The organism is Promicromonospora sp. NPDC052451 (genome assembly GCF_044547525.1).
GTDB lineage: Bacteria > Actinomycetota > Actinomycetes > Actinomycetales > Cellulomonadaceae > Promicromonospora.
In genome coordinates, this window is sequence record NZ_JBIUAP010000001.1 from 432,419 (window position 1) to 448,068 (window position 15,650).

Sequence of the window (15,650 nt, forward strand, 5' to 3'; positions counted from 1 at the left end):
GAACCGTTCTGCCTCGCGTAGCTGCTGCGTGACATGAAGGACCTCGCCGTGCGAGGATGTGTACCGATCGCTAAACTCGCGGCATGGCGGACGAGGAATGGAGCATCTACGTCGTCGACGAGGTGCGGGAATGGATCTATGGGCTTGACGGGGCGTCGCGGGACCGGGTCGCTCAGGCGATCGATGTCCTGGCGGAGCGGGGGCCAAGGCTGGGCCGACCGTTGGTCGACACGATCCAGCATTCCTCGATCGCGAATCTCAAGGAGCTTCGACCAGGAGACATGCGGCTGCTGTTCGTGTTCGACCCTTGGCGATCGGCGATCTTCCTTGTCGCTGGGGACAAGTCAGGGCGTTGGCAGCAGTGGTATGTCGAAGCAGTCCCGCTGGCCGAGGAGCGGTACCAGGCGTACTTGAGCAGACGTGCAGAAGAAGGGGAGGGTGCATCGTGACGGGATACGTGCAGTGGAAGGACATCCGTGGCGATCTTGTCGAGAAGGCCGGTGGCGAGGACGCCTTCGAGCGGGGCAAGCAGGAGCTCCTCGCCGAGGTGACCGGTCATCGGCTCGCCGAGCTCCGCAAGAAGCGGCGGCTGACTCAGCAGCAGGTCGCTGATCGCATGGGTGTGACCAAGGGCCGGGTCTCCCAGATCGAGAAGGGCAAGATCTCCGGCCAGGAGGTGCTCGCGCGCTACGCACGCGCCCTGGGCGGAGAGCTGCAGCAGGCGATCCTGTTCGACGACGGGGAGATCGCCGGTATCGCGTGAGAACGCGCAGCCGGCGCGACGACCGGCCGCGCTCCGGGCGTCAGCCCGACGTCGCCGGGTTGGTCGGCGTGTCGTCGAGCCACAGCGTGTCCGACGGGTCGCGGTGCTCGACCGCCGGAGCTCATCGGCCCAGGGGTCAGGGCGAGGCCCAGCAGTAGACCCCCGCGCCCTCGGACTCGGCGATCCGTGCGAGGGCGGCCAGGTCGTCCAGGAACGCGGCGAGCGGGGCCGGGTCGTCGGTCGCGAGCTCCTCGGTCCTGGACCAGGCGTCCGCCGCGCCGTCCAGCTCGCTCTCGCTCGCGCCCGTGAGCGCCTCGAGGAGCGCCGGCCGGACCTGCACCACGACGGCGCCCGTGTCCTCGGAGAAGGTCACGGCGGTCACGCCGGAGCTGATCTCGGCGTAGGGCCTGCCGGTCAGGATCTCCTCGAGGGTGGCGAGCGTGACGAACGGCTCGATGCCCTTCGACTCCAGCACGTGGCCGTCGGGCAACGCGTGCCTCGGGACGCCGTCGTCGAGGAATGCGGCGGCCTCGGTATCGGAGGCCGCGACGAAGTAGTCGGTCAGGATGCCCATGGCCCGATCGTGCCACTCGTCACCGACACACCCCGCGCACGTGCCGGGATGACGCTCAGGAGCTCGCGCGCAGCAGCTCCGCCGCCGCGCCGATCCGCGCGGGGTCGCCCGGCGTCGGCGTCCACGGGAGGCGCAGCGAGTCGCGGGCCTGGTCGTCGCGGAACCGGGGCACCACGTGGACGTGGAAGTGGAACACCGTCTGCCAGGCGGCCTCCCCCGCGCAGTTCAGGAGGTTCACGCCGTCGGCCCCGAGCCGCTGGACCGCCCGGCCTGCGACCCGCTGGGCGGTGATCGTGCAGGCGGCCAGGTCGTCGGGGGCGATGTCGTGCAGGTCGCGGGCGTGCGTCTTGGGGATCACGAGGGCGTGCCCGTCGGCGGCCGGGTTGATGTCCATGAACGTGAGCGTGCGTTCGTCCTCGTCGACCTGGACGGACGGGACCTCGCCGGCGACGATGCGGCAGAAGAGGCAGTCGGGTTCTCTGGTCACGGGAGGGACTGTAGCGAGCCGGGCCGGTCCGGTGGGACCGGAGTCGGCGGGCGCCGTCGGGCGACGTGGGCGCGCGTCCATAGACTCGAACCCGTGGACTTCTACAACGCGTACGCCCATGGGTTCGCCCGGGTCGCGGCCTGCACCATCCCCGTCGCCGTCGCCGATCCCGCGACCAACGCCGCGGCGGTCCTGGACCAGGCGCGGCAGCTGGCCGACGACGGCGTGGCCGTCGCGGTGTTCCCGGAGCTGTGCCTGAGCGGGTACGCGATCGACGACCTGCTCATGCAGGACACGCTCCTGGAGTCGGTCCTGGACGCGCTCGCCGAGATCAAGGCGGCGAGCGTCGAGCTGATGACGATGCTGGTGGTCGGCGCTCCCCTGCTCGTGGGCAGCCGGCTGCTGAACACCGCCGTCGTCGTGCACCGCGGGCGGATCCTCGGGGTCGCGCCCAAGTCCTACCTGCCGAACTACCGCGAGTTCTACGAGAAGCGGCAGTTCGCCCCGGGCGACGACCACCGCGGCACCCTGACCCTGCTCGGCGAGGAGGTCCCGCTCGGCTCCGACCTGATCTTCCGGGCCGACGACGTGCGCGGGCTCGCGGTCCACGTCGAGGTCTGCGAGGACATGTGGGTCCCGGTGCCGCCGAGCGCCGTCGCGGCCCTCGCGGGGGCCACGGTGCTGCTCAACCTGTCCGCCAGCCCGATCACGGTGGCCCGCGCCGAGGACCGGCGCCTCGTCGTGCGCAGCGCGAGCTACCGGTGCAACGCCGCCTACGTCTACACCGCGGCGGGACAGGGCGAGTCGAGCACCGACCTGTCCTGGGACGGCCAGACCATGGTCTACGAGGCCGGCGACCTGCTCGGCGAGACCGAGCGGTTCCCGGACGGCCCGCGCGCCACCGTGGTCGACGTCGACCTGGACCGCCTGCGGCAGGAGCGGCTGCGGCAGGGCACCTTCGACGACAACCGGCGCGGGCTGGGGCTGGAGACGACCGGCGAGCTCCGGGAGATCGCCTTCAGCGTGCACCCGCCGCAGGGCGACCTCGGCCTGCGACGCAAGGTCGACCGCTTCCCCTTCGTGCCCGACGACGCCGACCGGCTCGCCCAGGACTGCTACGAGGCCTACAACATCCAGGTCACCGGGCTGGAGCAGCGGCTGCGGGCGATCGGGCAGCCCAAGGTCGTGATCGGCGTCAGCGGGGGCCTGGACTCGACGCACGCCCTGATCGTCGCGGCCAAGGCGATGGACCGGCTGGGCCGCCCGCGCACCGACGTCCACGCCTTCACGATGCCCGGCTTCGCGACGACGTCGGAGACCAAGGACCGTGCGATCCGGCTCGCCGAGGCCCTGGGGGTGACGTTCCAGGAGATCGACATCCGGCCCGCCGCCGAGCAGATGCTGCTCGACCTGGACCACCCGTACTCCGGCGGCACCAAGCAGTACGACGTCACGTTCGAGAACGTGCAGGCCGGGCTGCGCTACGACTACCTGTTCCGGCTCGCGAACCACCGCGGCGGCATCGTGCTGGGCACGGGTGACCTCTCCGAGCTGGCGCTCGGCTGGTGCACCTACGGCGTGGGCGACCAGATGTCCCACTACGCGGTGAACACGGGCGTGCCGAAGACGCTGATCCAGCACCTGATCCGGTGGACCATCGACAGCGGCCAGTTCTCCCCGGACGCCGGGAGCCCGGTCAACGCCGTGCTGACGGAGATCGTGGAGCAGGAGATCACGCCCGAGCTGATCCCGACCGAGGAGGGCGAGACCCCGCAGTCCACGGAAGCCACGGTCGGCCCGTACGCCCTCCAGGACTTCACGCTGTTCCACGTGCTGCGGCGCGGCTACCGGCCCTCCAAGATCGCCTTCCTGGCCTGGCACGCGTGGCAGCGGGCCGACGTCGGCGACTGGCCGCCGGGGTTCCCGTCGGCACGCCGCACGGAGTACGACCTGGCGACGATCCGGCACTGGCTGGAGGTGTTCGTGCGCCGGTTCTTCGCGTCGCAGTTCAAGCGCTCCGCGCTGCCGAACGGGCCGAAGGTGTCCCCGGGCGGCACCATGTCCCCGCGCGGCGACTGGCGCATGCCCTCCGACGCGGCCCCGACGGCCTGGCTGGCCGAGCTGGAGCGTACCGTCCCGGAGGCCTGACTACGCCCTCGACGAAGTCCGGTCCCGGTCCGTGAGACGGCGGGTAGGGTGCCGTCATGCCCGCTGTCTCCGTTGCCCAGGCCCGGCCCGATGGCCGTCGCCGCCTCCGTCTGATCACCGTGCTCGCGGGAGTCCTGACCTTCGTGGCTCTGCTGCTGGCGGCCGGGCCGGCGAGCGCGCACGACCAGCTCCTGTCGTCCGACCCGAAGGACGGTGCCACGCTCGACGCGCCGCCGGCGAGCATCGCGCTGACGTTCAGTGCGGCGCCGCTCGACACCGGGATCGAGGTCGTGGTCATGGGCCCCGACGGCACCACGACGCAGGGCGAGGACATCCAGGTGGCGGACAGGGTGGTGACCGCGCAGCTCGACTCCGGGCTGCCCGCCGGCACGTACGACGTCGCCTGGCACGTGGTCTCCTCCGACGGCCACCCGATCGACGGCGAGCTGTCCTACACCGTGGAGGGCGAGCCCGAGCCGACGGCGGAGCCGACCGAGTCCGCGACGGCGGAGGCGACCGACACCGCCGAGCCCACCGACACCGCCGAGCCCACCGACACCGCCGAGCCCACCGACACCGCCGAGCCCACCGACACCGCGGACAGTGCGCCGGCCGAGCTCGCGGGTGCGGGCGACGGCGCCGGTCCGAGCGGCCTCGCCGTGACCGGCGGCATCCTCGCCGCCGTGCTCGTGGTGCTGGGCGTCGTGGTGATCATGCGCCGCAAGATCCTCGAGAACGACAGGCTGCGCGGGTCCGACGAGTCCGACGAGCCCGGGGCGGGTCCGGCCGACGGCGGCAAGCGCAACGACAACCCGGACGGCAAGCCCCACGTCTGAGATCGCGTCCGTGCCCGCAACCCTCAGGTCACCCGGGTGACCTGAGGGTCCGGCACGTCGGTGAGGCGGTGCGCCCTGGCCGCCAGCACCGCCACGACCACCGCGGGGACCAGCAGCAGCGCGCCCGCCGTGTTGACCGCCTCGAAGCCGCCCCACGCCAGGAGCGGTCCGGCCAGCGCCGCGGAGCCCGCGCCGAAGTAGTTCATCAGGGCGTCCGTGGCACCCTGCAGCGGCAGCTTGACGTGGGGTTCCGCCACGGACGCCAGCACGGCCGACGACGCGATGACGCACGCCGACCAGCCCAGCCCGAGCAGCACCAGCGCCACCGCGGTCAGCAGCTCCGTGTCGAGGGCGGGCGCCGTGGCACCGTGGCCGGCGTGCGCCCCGGCGGCGGGCACGAGGGCGGCGGCCGTGAAGCCCAGGACGACGGCGAGGCCCTGGAGCACCATCCCTCCGGCGGCGACCCGCAGCGGGCCGAAGCGGTCGGCCAGCCACCCGAACACGGGGCTGAGCGCGAACATCCCGAGCACGTGCAGGCTGATCACGATGCCGACGAGCTGCAGCGACATCCCGCCGTGCTGCATGTGCACCGGCGTCATCACCATCACCATGATCATCACGGCGTGCGCGACCGCCGTGGTGACCACCGCGAACCGGGCCTGCGGGTGCGCCCACGCCCAGCGCAGCGCGGTCAGCGCCCCGGTACGGCGCCGTCCGGGCTGCACGCCGGCGGCGCGCGTCGCGTCGTGGCCCGGCCCGGGTGCCTGCCCCACCGGGGTGCCATCCGTCGCGGTGCCATCCGTCGCGGTGCCATCCGTCGCGGCGGCGTCCGTCGCCGCGCCGTCCGTCACGCCGTCCGTCACTGGGTCGTCCGTCGGTACGCCGCGGGCCGTCGGCCCGCCGCCGTCCGTCGGCCCGCCGCCGGCCGTAGGAGCCGCCTGGAGCGCCGACCCCGCCGGGTCCCGGTACAGGGCCGCGAGCAGCAGCCCGGCGAGCAGGTACGCGACCACGGAGAACAGGTAGGGGCCGCCCAGGTCGGGCACCCCGAGGCCCCGTCCGACGACGGCGCCCGGCGCCGCGAGGTTCGGCCCCACCACCGAGCCGACCGTCGTGGACCACAGCACCACCGACATGGTGCGGGCGCGGGTGCCCGAGCCGACGTTGTCGGCGGCGGCGTACCGGGACTGCAGGTTGGTCGCGTTGGCCACGCCGTAGAGGGTCAGGCCCACCAGCAGCACGACGAGCTGCCCCAGCACCGCCGCCGTCACGATGAGCACCGCGCCCGCCGTGGACAGCGCGTAGCCGAGCGACAGCGCCCAGCGTCGTCCGCGAAGCTGGGCGAGCGTCGCGAGCGGGATGGACGTCACCGCGGCGGCGAGCACGCCCACCGCCTGCGCGAGACCGGCCATGGACGTGCCGCCGAGACTCTCCGCGAGCAGGGCGCCGACGGCGGCCCCGGACGCCACGCCGACCCCGGCCAGCAGGTTGCTGAACACCAGGACCACCAGGTTGCGGCGTGCCCGCAGGGGTTTCTCCACGATTTCCTCTCATCGGCATGGCGTTACCGGAACGGTAGACCGCTCTGGGTTGCTGAAGTCATCGGATAGTGCGGCCTGACGTGCCCCCGGAGGGCCGTGCTGCCTCGTCGTCCACAGGCTCGTACACAGGTTCGTGTCCTCTGAGAGCGGAAAGTTACCCACGACTCGCCGTAGAAGTGCCCGTTGTCCGCGAATTCCTGCCGATCTGCTGGCAGTATGGGGCCTCGTCGTCGGGCGGGTACCGCCGCACGACGTGACCGAAGAAGGGAACCGCATGTCGCTCAACAAGTCCGAGCTCGTCTCGGCCATCGCCAGCAAGGCTGAGATCAACAAGTCCGAGGCCGAGGCCGCGCTCAACGCCTTCCAGGAGGTGCTGATCGAGTCGCTCGCCAAGGGCGAGGCCGTCAAGGTGACGGGCTTCCTCTCGGCCGAGCGCGTCGAGCGTGCCGCCCGCACGGGCCGCAACCCGCGCACCGGCGAGGAGATCTCGATCCCGGCGAACTTCGGTGTCAAGATCAGCGCCGGCTCGCTGCTGAAGAAGGCCGTCGCGAAGTGACGCTTCGCCGCTGATTGTGACAGCGACGCGAAGGCCCGGCCCCTCCCGAGGGGCCGGGCCTTAGCACGTCCCGCACGGCGCGCTGCCGGGCCGCCGGTGCGGACCCGCCCTAGAGGTCGCCCTTGCGCTCCAGGTAGCGCATCGCGACCCAGCCGATCGGCACCCGGCCCCAGTACGTGCACAGGCGGTACAGGATGGTGGCCGAGAAGGCGATGGTGGCCGGCACGCCCGCGGCCGACAGGCCCGCCGTCAGGGCGCCCTCGACGCCGCCCAGTCCGCCCGGCGTCGGGATGAGCGCCCCGAGGGCGTTCCCCACGAGGTTGACGAGCGCGATGTCCACCAGCGACAGCGACTCCCCGAACGCGGCGAGGCAGCACCACAGCGCGACGATGTAGCCGAGCGTCATGACCAGGTTGCCCGCCACCCCCAGCGCCAGCCGGCCGGGGTGGCTCAGCATCTGGGCCAGCCGGGGCCAGACCTGGCGCAGCCGGGGGCCGATGAAGCCCACCACCCAGCGGCGCACCTTCGGCACCAGCAGCATGGCCACGACGGCGAGCGCGACCCCCGCGAGCGTGAACAGCACGGCGGGCGACGGCAGCTCCACGAGCGCCCCCGACCCCGTGAAGATCGCCAGCACCACGAGCAGCACGACGGTGACCACGAACTGCGAGACCTGCACCAGCGCGACGGTCGCCACCGCCATCGAGACCGAGACGCCCCGCTGTGTGAGGAGCCGCAGGTTGAGCGCCGCCGGGCCGATGCCTGCCGGAGCCGCCAGCGCGACGAACGAGCCGGCGGCGGCCGTGAACGTGGCCCGCGCGATCGGCACCCGCGCCGGGGAGAACGCGACGAGCGTGAGCCCGGCACCGAACCAGGTGGTCACGGCCAGCGCGAACGCCACCGCGATCCACCACGGGTTGGCCTCCCGCACGGCCTGCGCGATCTGGTTGAAGTTGATGGTGGTCACGACCACCGCGACGACGACGATCATCAGCGTCGTGGTGAGCACCGTGCGGGCGCTGAACCGGGAGATGCGCTGCGGCTGCACGCTCGCCTCCGGCAGCCGCTCGACCAGGGCGCCGCGCAGTTCGCCCAGGAGACCCTTCGCGCGGCGTACCTCCTCCCGCGTGCTCCGGGGCAGGGCGATCGACTGGATCAGGGGCCCGATGGCGGCGATGTCGGCGTCGGGCAGGGCGCGGACGGCGGAGGCCACGGCGCGGCGCGGGCCCACGCGGAGCCCGAGGAGCGCGAGCATCTGCACCAGGTCGAGGCGGCGCGACAGCGGCGACGACGCGATGTCGCCCTGCTCCCAGCCGGTGATCCACACGTGCGGGCGGCCCTCGCCCCACTCGGCGCCCCCGCTGCCGGGCACCTGGTCGCGGTGCATGAGCAGCACGTCCTGGGTGAGCGCGCGGTGCGTCAGCCCCGCGGCGTGCGCCCGGCCGAGCTGCTCCCAGGCCTCGGCCAGCACGTCGTCGTGCACCTCGTCGTCGGGCAGGTCGCGGAGCGAGACCGCCGGGGAGGCGTGCTCCATCACGAGCACGATCGAGTCGCCGAACTCGCCGATGCCCAGGAGCCGCGGTGTGCGGACGCCCGCGGCGCTGGCGGCGTACGAGAGCAGGACGGTGCGCTCGGCCACGGCCTTGAGCGAGATCGCCGCGCGGCCCTCGATGCCCCGCAGCCGCAGGGCCCGCCACAGGCGCGTGATCAGGCCGACCACCTGCCGGTCGCCGTCGAGCACCACGACGTCGCGACGCACCTCGTCGTCGCAGTACAGGGCGTACACGCGGTTGTCGCCGGCCCGGCTCAGGGCGAGGGCCGCGGGGTCGCCCGGCACGGTGCCGCCGTCCCGCCGCCCGAGCGCCACCGCGCCGTTCGCCGTGCTCTCGGCCGTGCCGTCGGACAGGTCGCGGACCCGGGCCAGGGACGTCGGCGCGAAACCGGCGCGCCGGACCGCCTCGACGAGGTCGGGGCCGTAGGCGCGCTCGCTGCGCGTGCCCGACACGTACTGCACGGCCGAGCCGGCGAGCCGGCCCAGCAGCAGGGCCAGGAGCACGCCCGGCAGCGACACCTGGCCCGTGATCAGCACGATCAGCAGGGCGGCGAACATCAGGTTCCACGAGATGCGCACCGTCCGGCGGCGCGTCGCGGGTCCCGCCACCGTGAGCATCGCGGTGAGGGCGACGGCGTACTCCGGGATGGTCAGCACGTACCCGGTGCCGCGCTCCCACACGGACAGCCCGCGCACCAGCTCGTCCGACCCCAGGTGCTGCACCAGCAGCGAGGTGAGGACACCGAGCAGCAGGCCCGTGACGCCGGCGACGATGGACTCCACGATCTGCCGGCCCAGGCGCCGGACCCCGAGCTCGATCATCACGGCGACGGGCGCGAACAGGCTGACCAGGCCCTGCAGCACCGCGACGGGCACGAACAGGATCGTGGCCAGCAGGTCATTGAAGCTCCGGACGTCCTCGGTGACGCCCGCCGTGGTGCCGTGCGCCACCACCGACAGGACCATGACGGCCGCGATGCCCAGGGCGCACCCGATCATCCAGAGCAGCGCGCGCGGGTGCCGCACGCGCTCCTCAGGGGTGTCGACGACACGGACCAGGCCGGACGAGGCCGACGGCTCCTGCGGTGCCTCCGACACCTGGGCACCGGCGTCGGCGCCTCCGGTGCGCGGGTTGGACATACCCGGGAGTCTAGAGCCGCTGGCTGGGACATGACCGGGTGACGGGAGTGGCGCCCGCAATGTCCTGGTCGGGTCGCGGGCAGATCAGCCCGAGGTCACGGGCCTCACCGGATGCCGAGGGCCTCGCGCCACTCGGCGGGCACGAGGGCGTACCCGACGAACGCCACCACGTCGAGCAGCGTGTGGGCGACGACCAGGGGCGCGACCCGCCCCCGGCCGCCCGCGGCAGCGAACCGGGGCGACGTGTAGAACCACGAGAACACGACGCCCATCACGACGTTCCCCAGGAACGGCCCGATGCCCTGGTACAGGTGGTACGAGCCGCGCAGGAGCGAGCTGGCCACGACGAACTTCACCCGGTTCCAGCCCAGCTCGCGCGTGCGCTCGTAGAGGTAGCCCACGACGATCACCTCTTCGAGCAGGCCGTTCTGGAACGCGCTCAGCAGCAGCACCGGCACGGTCCACCAGTGGGTGTCCAGGGCGCTGGCCTGCACCTCCACCGTGATGCCCAGCGCCCGGCCGAGGGCGTAGAACGCGAGGCCGGGGAGGCCGATCGCGGCGGCCAGCGCGACGCCCCAGCCGAGGTCGCGGCCCGGCCTGCTCCGGTCCAGGCCGAGCAGGCGGACGGCACTGCGACCGTGCTCGCTCAGCAGGTACAGCGCCAGCGCCACCGGCACCAGCGCGAACCCGATGCCCAGGAGCTGGTAGACGAGGTCGAGGTACGGGCGCTCGGACCGGCTCGCGTTGAGCGTGGCGGTCTGCTCCGCCAGCGGCGTGCCGGCGGTGAGCCGGGCGGCGATGTTGACGAGCGCGTACACCGCGGACTGGCCCAGGCTCAGCCCGAGCACGATCCAGATCTCGGCGGCGACGCGGCGACGTGAGGACACGGCCCCGTTATAGCAGCCGGCCCTGAGCGAAGCCGGGCGGTCGGCAGGATGTCAGGTGATCGGCACCCCGGGCTGCCGATCACCTGACGTCCTGCCGACCGCGCCGGTCAGCGGTTCGACGCGCGGCGGACGAACGCCGCCAGGTCCGCCGCCTGCGCCACCCGGGACTCCGGGTGGATGTACATCATGTGGCCCGCCGGGTAGACGCGGGTCTCGATGCGCTCGCGGTAGGACGCCGGGATCGCCATCTGGTCGAGGCTGTACTCGATGGCCTCGACCGGCACGCCGCCGTCGTACCGGCCCATGGCGATGTGCACCTGGAGGTGCGGGTTGAGGATCATCGCGGTGGCGAGCCTGTCGGCGACGTCGACGGCCTTGCCCTCGAACTCCTTGTACGACCACGGGTGCACGTGGTGGGACAGCACCTCGTAGACCGCGTCGTGCTCGTACCCGAGCTCGCCCCGCAGGTAGTGGTGCAGCGCGGCCGTGTAGGGGCCGGAGATGGCCGTGATGAACGGGTCGTACGGCATCTGCTCGTGGATGTAGTGGTCCGCGGGGCCGGTGAACCGGGTGTCGAGACGACCGGTGACCAGGCGCCGCGCCCGCAGCAGCTCCGCGTAGACGCGGGTGTGCTCCAGGCGCAGGTTGGCGCGGTCCACGTAGTCCTCGCCCAGCCCGGTCAGGGACGCGATCTTGGTGACGGCGGCGGCGCGCTCGTCGTCGGGCACGCGCGCCCCGCGGGCCAGCACGGAGGCGTAGGTCCCGGCCCAGTCCCGGGCCTCGGCCACGACGTCGTCGAGCGACCGGTCGCCGAGGAGGCCGTGGTAGTGCGCCGTGGCGGCGTACACGGGCAGGAACAGCGGGTGCGGCAGGTTGGAGTGCTCGCCGTCGAACAGCGCCTCCATGTTGAGCGCCGGGGCCACGAGCATGACGCCGTTCAGGAACAGGCCGAACCGTGTCTGCAGGTACTCGGCCAGCCCCGCCCCGCGGGTGCCGCCGTAGGACTCGCCGATGAGGAACTTGGGGCTCATCCACCGGTCGTGCCGGCTCGTCCACAGGCGGATGATCTCCCCGACGGACTCTAGATCGCCGGTGAACCCGTGGAACGGCGTGGCCTGCTCACCCTCGGCGGCGCGGGAGTAGCCCGTGGAGACGGGGTCGATGAACACCAGGTCGGAGACGCGCAGCAGCGTCTCCGGGTTGTCCACGAGCCCGTAGGGCGGCGCCGTCAGGTGGCCGACGTCGCCCGAGTCGACGCGGCGCGGGCCGAGCACGCCGAGGTGCAGCCACACCGACGACGACCCGGGGCCGCCGTTGAAGGCGAAGGTCACGGGGCGGGAGGTCACGTCGGCGTCGTCGAGCGTGTAGTACGTGATCGAGACCTCGGCCTTGGGCTTGCGGCCGTCGTACTTCTCGTCCTTGACGACCTCCTGGCGCAGCACGATGCGGCCGGTCGTCGCCGAGTAGGTGAGATCGCCGTCCGGGGTGTGGAGGGTGTGCCGCGTGGTGACGAGGTCGTCTGCGGGTTCGGGCCTCCGGGACGGGGAGCCGGTGCCCGGCGTCGCGGTGGGGGCCTCGGTCGGTGCGGTGCTGGTGCTCTTCTCGTCGGTCACAGCCGGAACCTACCGTGCGGGTCGGTGCGGTCTCATCGCTGTGTCGCTGGGAGCAGCAGCATTGTGCTTGCGGTCGTGTCGCTCGATGCTGCAGACTAGTTTGCAGTGCAAACCAGTTGAGAGGCGACACCATGACGAGTGACCCGACGCCGGGCACCCCGGCCGATCCGGGCCGTACCGGCGGCCCCGGGGGGCTCGACCCCGCCGAGACGCTGCGCATGATCCGGGAGCAGCAGGAACGCGCCCGGGACGCCACGGAGCCCGACGGCCGCCTGCTGTTCGGCGCCTGGGGCCTCGCGTGGCTGGCCGGGTACCTCGTCATGTGGCAGACCGCGCGCGACACGGGCCTGCCCGCCCGCTGGGCCGGCTGGGTCTTCGCCGGCTGCATCCTCGGTGCGATGGCCTTCACCATCGTGCACAGCATCACGCGCACCGCCGGCACGCGCGGGGTGGGCGCGCGCACCGGCGCCCTGTACGGGTGGACCTGGTTCCTGGCGTTCCTCACCTACGGCGTCGTGCTGGGCGCCATGGCCGACGCCGGCGCTCCGCCCGAGGTGGTGGCCATCGCGGCGAACGGGTTCGCCTGCGTGGTCGTCGGCATCATGTACATTGCCGGCGGCCTGCTGTTCGGCGAGCTGCGCATGCCCGCCGTCGGCGCCTGGATGCTCGTCACGGCCGTGCTCGCGGCGTTCGCGGGCATGCCCGGCACCTACCTGGTCATGGCGCTGGCGGGCGGGGGCGGGTTCCTCGTCATGGTCGCGGTCGAGCAGGTCTACCGTGTCCGGCGCCGATCACCCGTGGCCGCGCGGAGGGCGGAGGGCGGTGGGCAGAGTGCCTGACGACCTCGACCCGGTCATCCATGCGCCCGCGCGCCTGCGGGTCGTGGCCTCGCTCGCGGCCCTGGGCCGCGGGGACGAGGTGGCCTTCCCGAAGCTGCGCACGCTGCTGGACATGACCGCCGGGAACCTGTCGACCCACCTGCGCAAGCTGGAGGACGCCGGGTACGTCCGCGTCACCAAGACGCACGAGGGCAGGATGCCCGCGACGTACCTCGCCCTCACCGACACCGGCCGCACCGCGTTCGCGGACTACCAGGCGGCCCTGATGGACCTGTTGAAGGGAGCACAGGAATGAGTGCGGTAGAGGTCAGCGGGGTGACCCGGCGCTTCGGCGACGTGGTGGCCCTCGACGACGTCTCGCTGGAGGTGGGGGACGGCGAGCTGGTCGGCCTGCTCGGCCCCAACGGGGCCGGCAAGTCCACGCTGCTGTCGCTGGTCAGCGGCCAGCGGCGGCCCGACACCGGGGTGGTGCGCCTGCACGGCCACGACCCCCGCGACGCCCGGGCACGCACCGTGCTGGGCCTGACCCCGCAGGAGACGGGTCTGCCGGCGACGCTGCGCGTGCGCGAGGTGGTCGACTTCGTCGGCGGGCACTACCCGCACCCGGTGCCGACGGACGAGCTGCTGGAGCAGTTCGGGCTCGCCGACCTGGGCAGGCGGCAGACCGGATCGCTGTCCGGCGGGCAGAAGCGGCGGCTGGCCGTGGCGCTCTCGCTGGTCGGCCGGCCCCGCGTGGTGCTGCTCGACGAGCCCACCACTGGGCTCGACGTGTCCGGCCGCACCGCGCTGTGGGACGCCATCCGGGAGTACCACGCCGGCGGGGGCACCGTGCTGCTGACCTCGCACTACCTGGAGGAGGTACAGGCGCTCGCCGAGCGGGTCGTCGTCATCGACCGCGGCACCGTGCTCGCCGACGACTCCCTGGAGAACATCCTCGGCCGGGTGGGCGTGCGCCGTGTGCAGCTCACCGACGCCACGGGCGCACGGCAGGAGCACCTCGTCGCGGACTCGGACGCCTTCGTGCGCGACCTGGTCCGCTCCGGGGCGGAGTTCCGGGACCTGGAGATCCGCGGGGCGTCGCTCGAGGAGGCGTTCGGCCAGCTCGTCGACCCCCGCACGACCAAGGGAGCAGTGCGATGAGCGCGAACGAGGCACCTGACCTGACCGCCCCCGCCGGGCGGACCCGGCCGTTCTGGGTGCTGTCCTGGCTGCACCTCAGGTACCAGTTCCTGGAGACCGTCCGGATCCCGATCGCGGTGCTCGGGAACGTGCTGTTCCCGTCGCTGTCGATGTTCTTCTTCGTGGTGCCCCAGGAGGCGGTGGCCGGCAACCCGTTGTTCGCGACGACCGCCGTGGCCGGCCTCGGGCTGTTCGCGGTGTGCTCCGCGAGCCTCTTCACCTACGGGCTCGGCGTGGCCGAGGACCGGCAGCTGCCGTTCTACCCGTTCCTGCGCTCGCTGCCCGCCGGACCCGGACCACAGATGGTGGCGCGCGTGCTCAACGGCGGCATCTTCTCGCTGTTCGGCCTGCTGCCGCTGATCCTCATCGGCTGGCTGTTCACCGCGGCCACCGTGACCGCGGGCCAGCTCCTCGCCGGCATCGGCACGATCCTGGCGGTGTCCGTGCCGTTCGTGCTGCTCGGCATGGCCATCGGCTACCGGCTGTCGGCCAAGGCGGCGCTGCCCGTCGTGCAGATCATCCTCTTCCCGCTGGCCTTCGCGGGCGGGCTGTTCCTGCCGCCGCAGATGTTCCCCGGCTGGCTCGACGCGATCTCGCGGGCCACGCCCACCCGCGCGGGCCGGGACCTGCTGGTCCAGGCCACGACGGGGGTGGAGGCGTACGCCCTGGCGCTCCCGGTGCTGGCCGGGTGGACGCTGCTGTTCGTGGTGCTGGCGGTCCTGTCGTACCGCGGTGACGAGGGCCGCCGGTTCCGCTAGACCGGATCGGGCGTCGTCCGCAGCATGAGCACGCCGCGGACGACGCCGCTCGGCCGGTCAGGACGAGACGATCGGCAGCATCCGGGTCGCCTGGCGACCGGGAGCCTGGGCGGCGGACTCGGCCGCGACCGCGTTCTCGAGCACCTCGACCCCGGACACCTCGTAGCCCGCCTCGTCCACGGCGTCGCGCAGGGGCGCCTCCGCGAGCGGCAGCTTCGAGATCACGTGCACCATCGACGTCTCGCCGGCGTGCAGCTCGACGGTGACGTCCTGGACGTCGGGCACGCCGCGCAGTTCGTCGGTCACGGCGGACACGCAGTGCCCGCAGGTCATTCCGGTCACGGCGAGCTTGGTCACGGTGGTCATGTGGTCTCCTCTGGTCACGGGCTGGTCGGCGTTCACATGCGGACGAGGCGGGCGATCGCCTCGGAGGCTTCCTTGACCTTGGCGGCGCCCTCGTCGTCGGACGCCTTGGCCGCGTCCACCACGCAGTGCCCCAGGTGATCCTCCACGAGGGCGAGGCTCACCGCCTGCAGTGCCTTGGTGACGGCACTGACCTGGGTGAGCACGTCGATGCAGTACTCGTCCTCGTCGATCATGCGCGCGATGCCGCGTACCTGCCCCTCGATCCGGCGCATCCGCTTGAGATACCCCGGTTTGTCGGAGGCGTAGCCGTGCGGCCCGTCGTGGTCGTGGTGGTGGTCATCAGCCTGTCCGACGGCGGCCTCGGTCGCCTCGGTGGTCTCCGTCGCCTCGGTCATCCCACAATGACATACCCCT

Annotated in this window: 17 protein-coding genes; 9 read left to right on the forward strand and 8 right to left on the reverse strand. The window is 72.6% G+C overall.

Features of this window, described 5'->3' with window-relative positions:
• Positions 1-83 precede the first annotated feature (83 nt).
• On the forward strand, positions 84-449 hold the full coding sequence (locus ACIG47_RS01870) for a type II toxin-antitoxin system RelE/ParE family toxin (RefSeq protein WP_397429369.1): 366 nt from the start codon (positions 84-86) through the stop codon (positions 447-449).
• Positions 446-763 (forward strand): helix-turn-helix domain-containing protein, encoded by a 318-nt coding sequence (locus ACIG47_RS01875; protein ID WP_397419214.1) that lies wholly within the window; start codon positions 446-448, stop codon positions 761-763. The genes ACIG47_RS01870 and ACIG47_RS01875 overlap by 4 nt, the downstream gene beginning before the upstream one ends.
• Before the next feature lie 136 nt (positions 764-899).
• Here the strand turns inward: ACIG47_RS01875 and ACIG47_RS01880 are convergent, their stop codons facing one another.
• A complete protein-coding gene (locus tag ACIG47_RS01880; protein WP_397429370.1) occupies positions 900-1,337 on the reverse strand; it encodes a hypothetical protein in 438 nt (145 codons plus the stop codon).
• Between the two features lie 55 nt (positions 1,338-1,392).
• Positions 1,393-1,824: an HIT family protein gene (locus ACIG47_RS01885; protein ID WP_397429371.1), complete on the reverse strand. Its 432-nt coding sequence runs from the start codon at positions 1,822-1,824 to the stop codon at positions 1,393-1,395.
• Between the two features lie 93 nt (positions 1,825-1,917).
• Between ACIG47_RS01885 and ACIG47_RS01890 the strand changes: the two genes are divergently transcribed.
• Positions 1,918-3,972, forward strand: coding sequence for an NAD(+) synthase (locus ACIG47_RS01890; RefSeq protein ID WP_397429372.1), 2,055 nt, complete (start codon positions 1,918-1,920; stop codon positions 3,970-3,972).
• A gap of 56 nt (positions 3,973-4,028) precedes the next feature.
• The gene (locus ACIG47_RS01895) at positions 4,029-4,808 is read left to right on the forward strand and encodes a copper resistance protein CopC (RefSeq protein WP_397429373.1); all 780 of its coding nucleotides are present in this window, start codon (positions 4,029-4,031) and stop codon (positions 4,806-4,808) included.
• Between the two features lie 23 nt (positions 4,809-4,831).
• Here ACIG47_RS01895 and ACIG47_RS01900 read toward each other — a convergent pair whose 3' ends face one another.
• The gene (locus ACIG47_RS01900; protein ID WP_397429374.1) at positions 4,832-6,346 is read right to left on the reverse strand and encodes an MFS transporter; all 1,515 of its coding nucleotides are present in this window, start codon (positions 6,344-6,346) and stop codon (positions 4,832-4,834) included.
• Between the two features lie 274 nt (positions 6,347-6,620).
• Between ACIG47_RS01900 and ACIG47_RS01905 the strand changes: the two genes are divergently transcribed.
• The gene (locus ACIG47_RS01905; RefSeq protein WP_119140759.1) at positions 6,621-6,902 is read left to right on the forward strand and encodes an HU family DNA-binding protein; all 282 of its coding nucleotides are present in this window, start codon (positions 6,621-6,623) and stop codon (positions 6,900-6,902) included.
• Positions 6,903-7,011: 109 nt separating this feature from the next.
• Here the strand turns inward: ACIG47_RS01905 and ACIG47_RS01910 are convergent, their stop codons facing one another.
• The 3 genes from ACIG47_RS01910 to ACIG47_RS01920 form a co-directional block, all read right to left on the reverse strand.
• Positions 7,012-9,594 carry a flippase-like domain-containing protein gene (locus ACIG47_RS01910; RefSeq protein WP_397429375.1) on the reverse strand — a complete coding sequence of 861 codons (2,583 nt, stop codon included), beginning with the start codon at positions 9,592-9,594 and terminating at the stop codon, positions 7,012-7,014.
• Positions 9,595-9,698: 104 nt separating this feature from the next.
• Positions 9,699-10,481, reverse strand: a complete 783-nt coding sequence (locus ACIG47_RS01915; RefSeq protein WP_397419228.1) for a CPBP family intramembrane glutamic endopeptidase — start codon at positions 10,479-10,481, stop codon at positions 9,699-9,701.
• A 107-nt stretch (positions 10,482-10,588) separates the two neighbouring features.
• Positions 10,589-12,094, reverse strand: coding sequence for a S10 family peptidase (locus ACIG47_RS01920; protein ID WP_397429376.1), 1,506 nt, complete (start codon positions 12,092-12,094; stop codon positions 10,589-10,591).
• A 131-nt stretch (positions 12,095-12,225) separates the two neighbouring features.
• Between ACIG47_RS01920 and ACIG47_RS01925 the strand changes: the two genes are divergently transcribed.
• The 4 genes from ACIG47_RS01925 to ACIG47_RS01940 are packed head-to-tail and all read left to right on the forward strand — an operon-like array spanning position 12,226 to position 14,870.
• On the forward strand, positions 12,226-12,933 hold the full coding sequence (locus ACIG47_RS01925; RefSeq protein WP_397429377.1) for a hypothetical protein: 708 nt from the start codon (positions 12,226-12,228) through the stop codon (positions 12,931-12,933).
• Positions 12,926-13,228, forward strand: a complete 303-nt coding sequence (locus tag ACIG47_RS01930; protein ID WP_397416330.1) for a transcriptional regulator — start codon at positions 12,926-12,928, stop codon at positions 13,226-13,228. Before ACIG47_RS01925 ends, ACIG47_RS01930 begins: the two co-directional genes overlap by 8 nt.
• Positions 13,225-14,073, forward strand: a complete 849-nt coding sequence (locus ACIG47_RS01935) for an ABC transporter ATP-binding protein (RefSeq protein ID WP_397429378.1) — start codon at positions 13,225-13,227, stop codon at positions 14,071-14,073. Before ACIG47_RS01930 ends, ACIG47_RS01935 begins: the two co-directional genes overlap by 4 nt.
• Positions 14,070-14,870 (forward strand): ABC transporter permease, encoded by an 801-nt coding sequence (locus ACIG47_RS01940; protein WP_397416334.1) that lies wholly within the window; start codon positions 14,070-14,072, stop codon positions 14,868-14,870. The genes ACIG47_RS01935 and ACIG47_RS01940 overlap by 4 nt, the downstream gene beginning before the upstream one ends.
• 57 nt (positions 14,871-14,927) lie before the next feature.
• Here the strand turns inward: ACIG47_RS01940 and ACIG47_RS01945 are convergent, their stop codons facing one another.
• Positions 14,928-15,236 carry a heavy-metal-associated domain-containing protein gene (locus tag ACIG47_RS01945; protein ID WP_397416337.1) on the reverse strand — a complete coding sequence of 103 codons (309 nt, stop codon included), beginning with the start codon at positions 15,234-15,236 and terminating at the stop codon, positions 14,928-14,930.
• 32 nt (positions 15,237-15,268) lie between these two features.
• Complete coding sequence (locus ACIG47_RS01950) at positions 15,269-15,631, reverse strand: metal-sensitive transcriptional regulator (RefSeq protein WP_397416339.1); 363 nt, start codon at positions 15,629-15,631, stop codon at positions 15,269-15,271.
• Positions 15,632-15,650 lie beyond the last annotated feature (19 nt).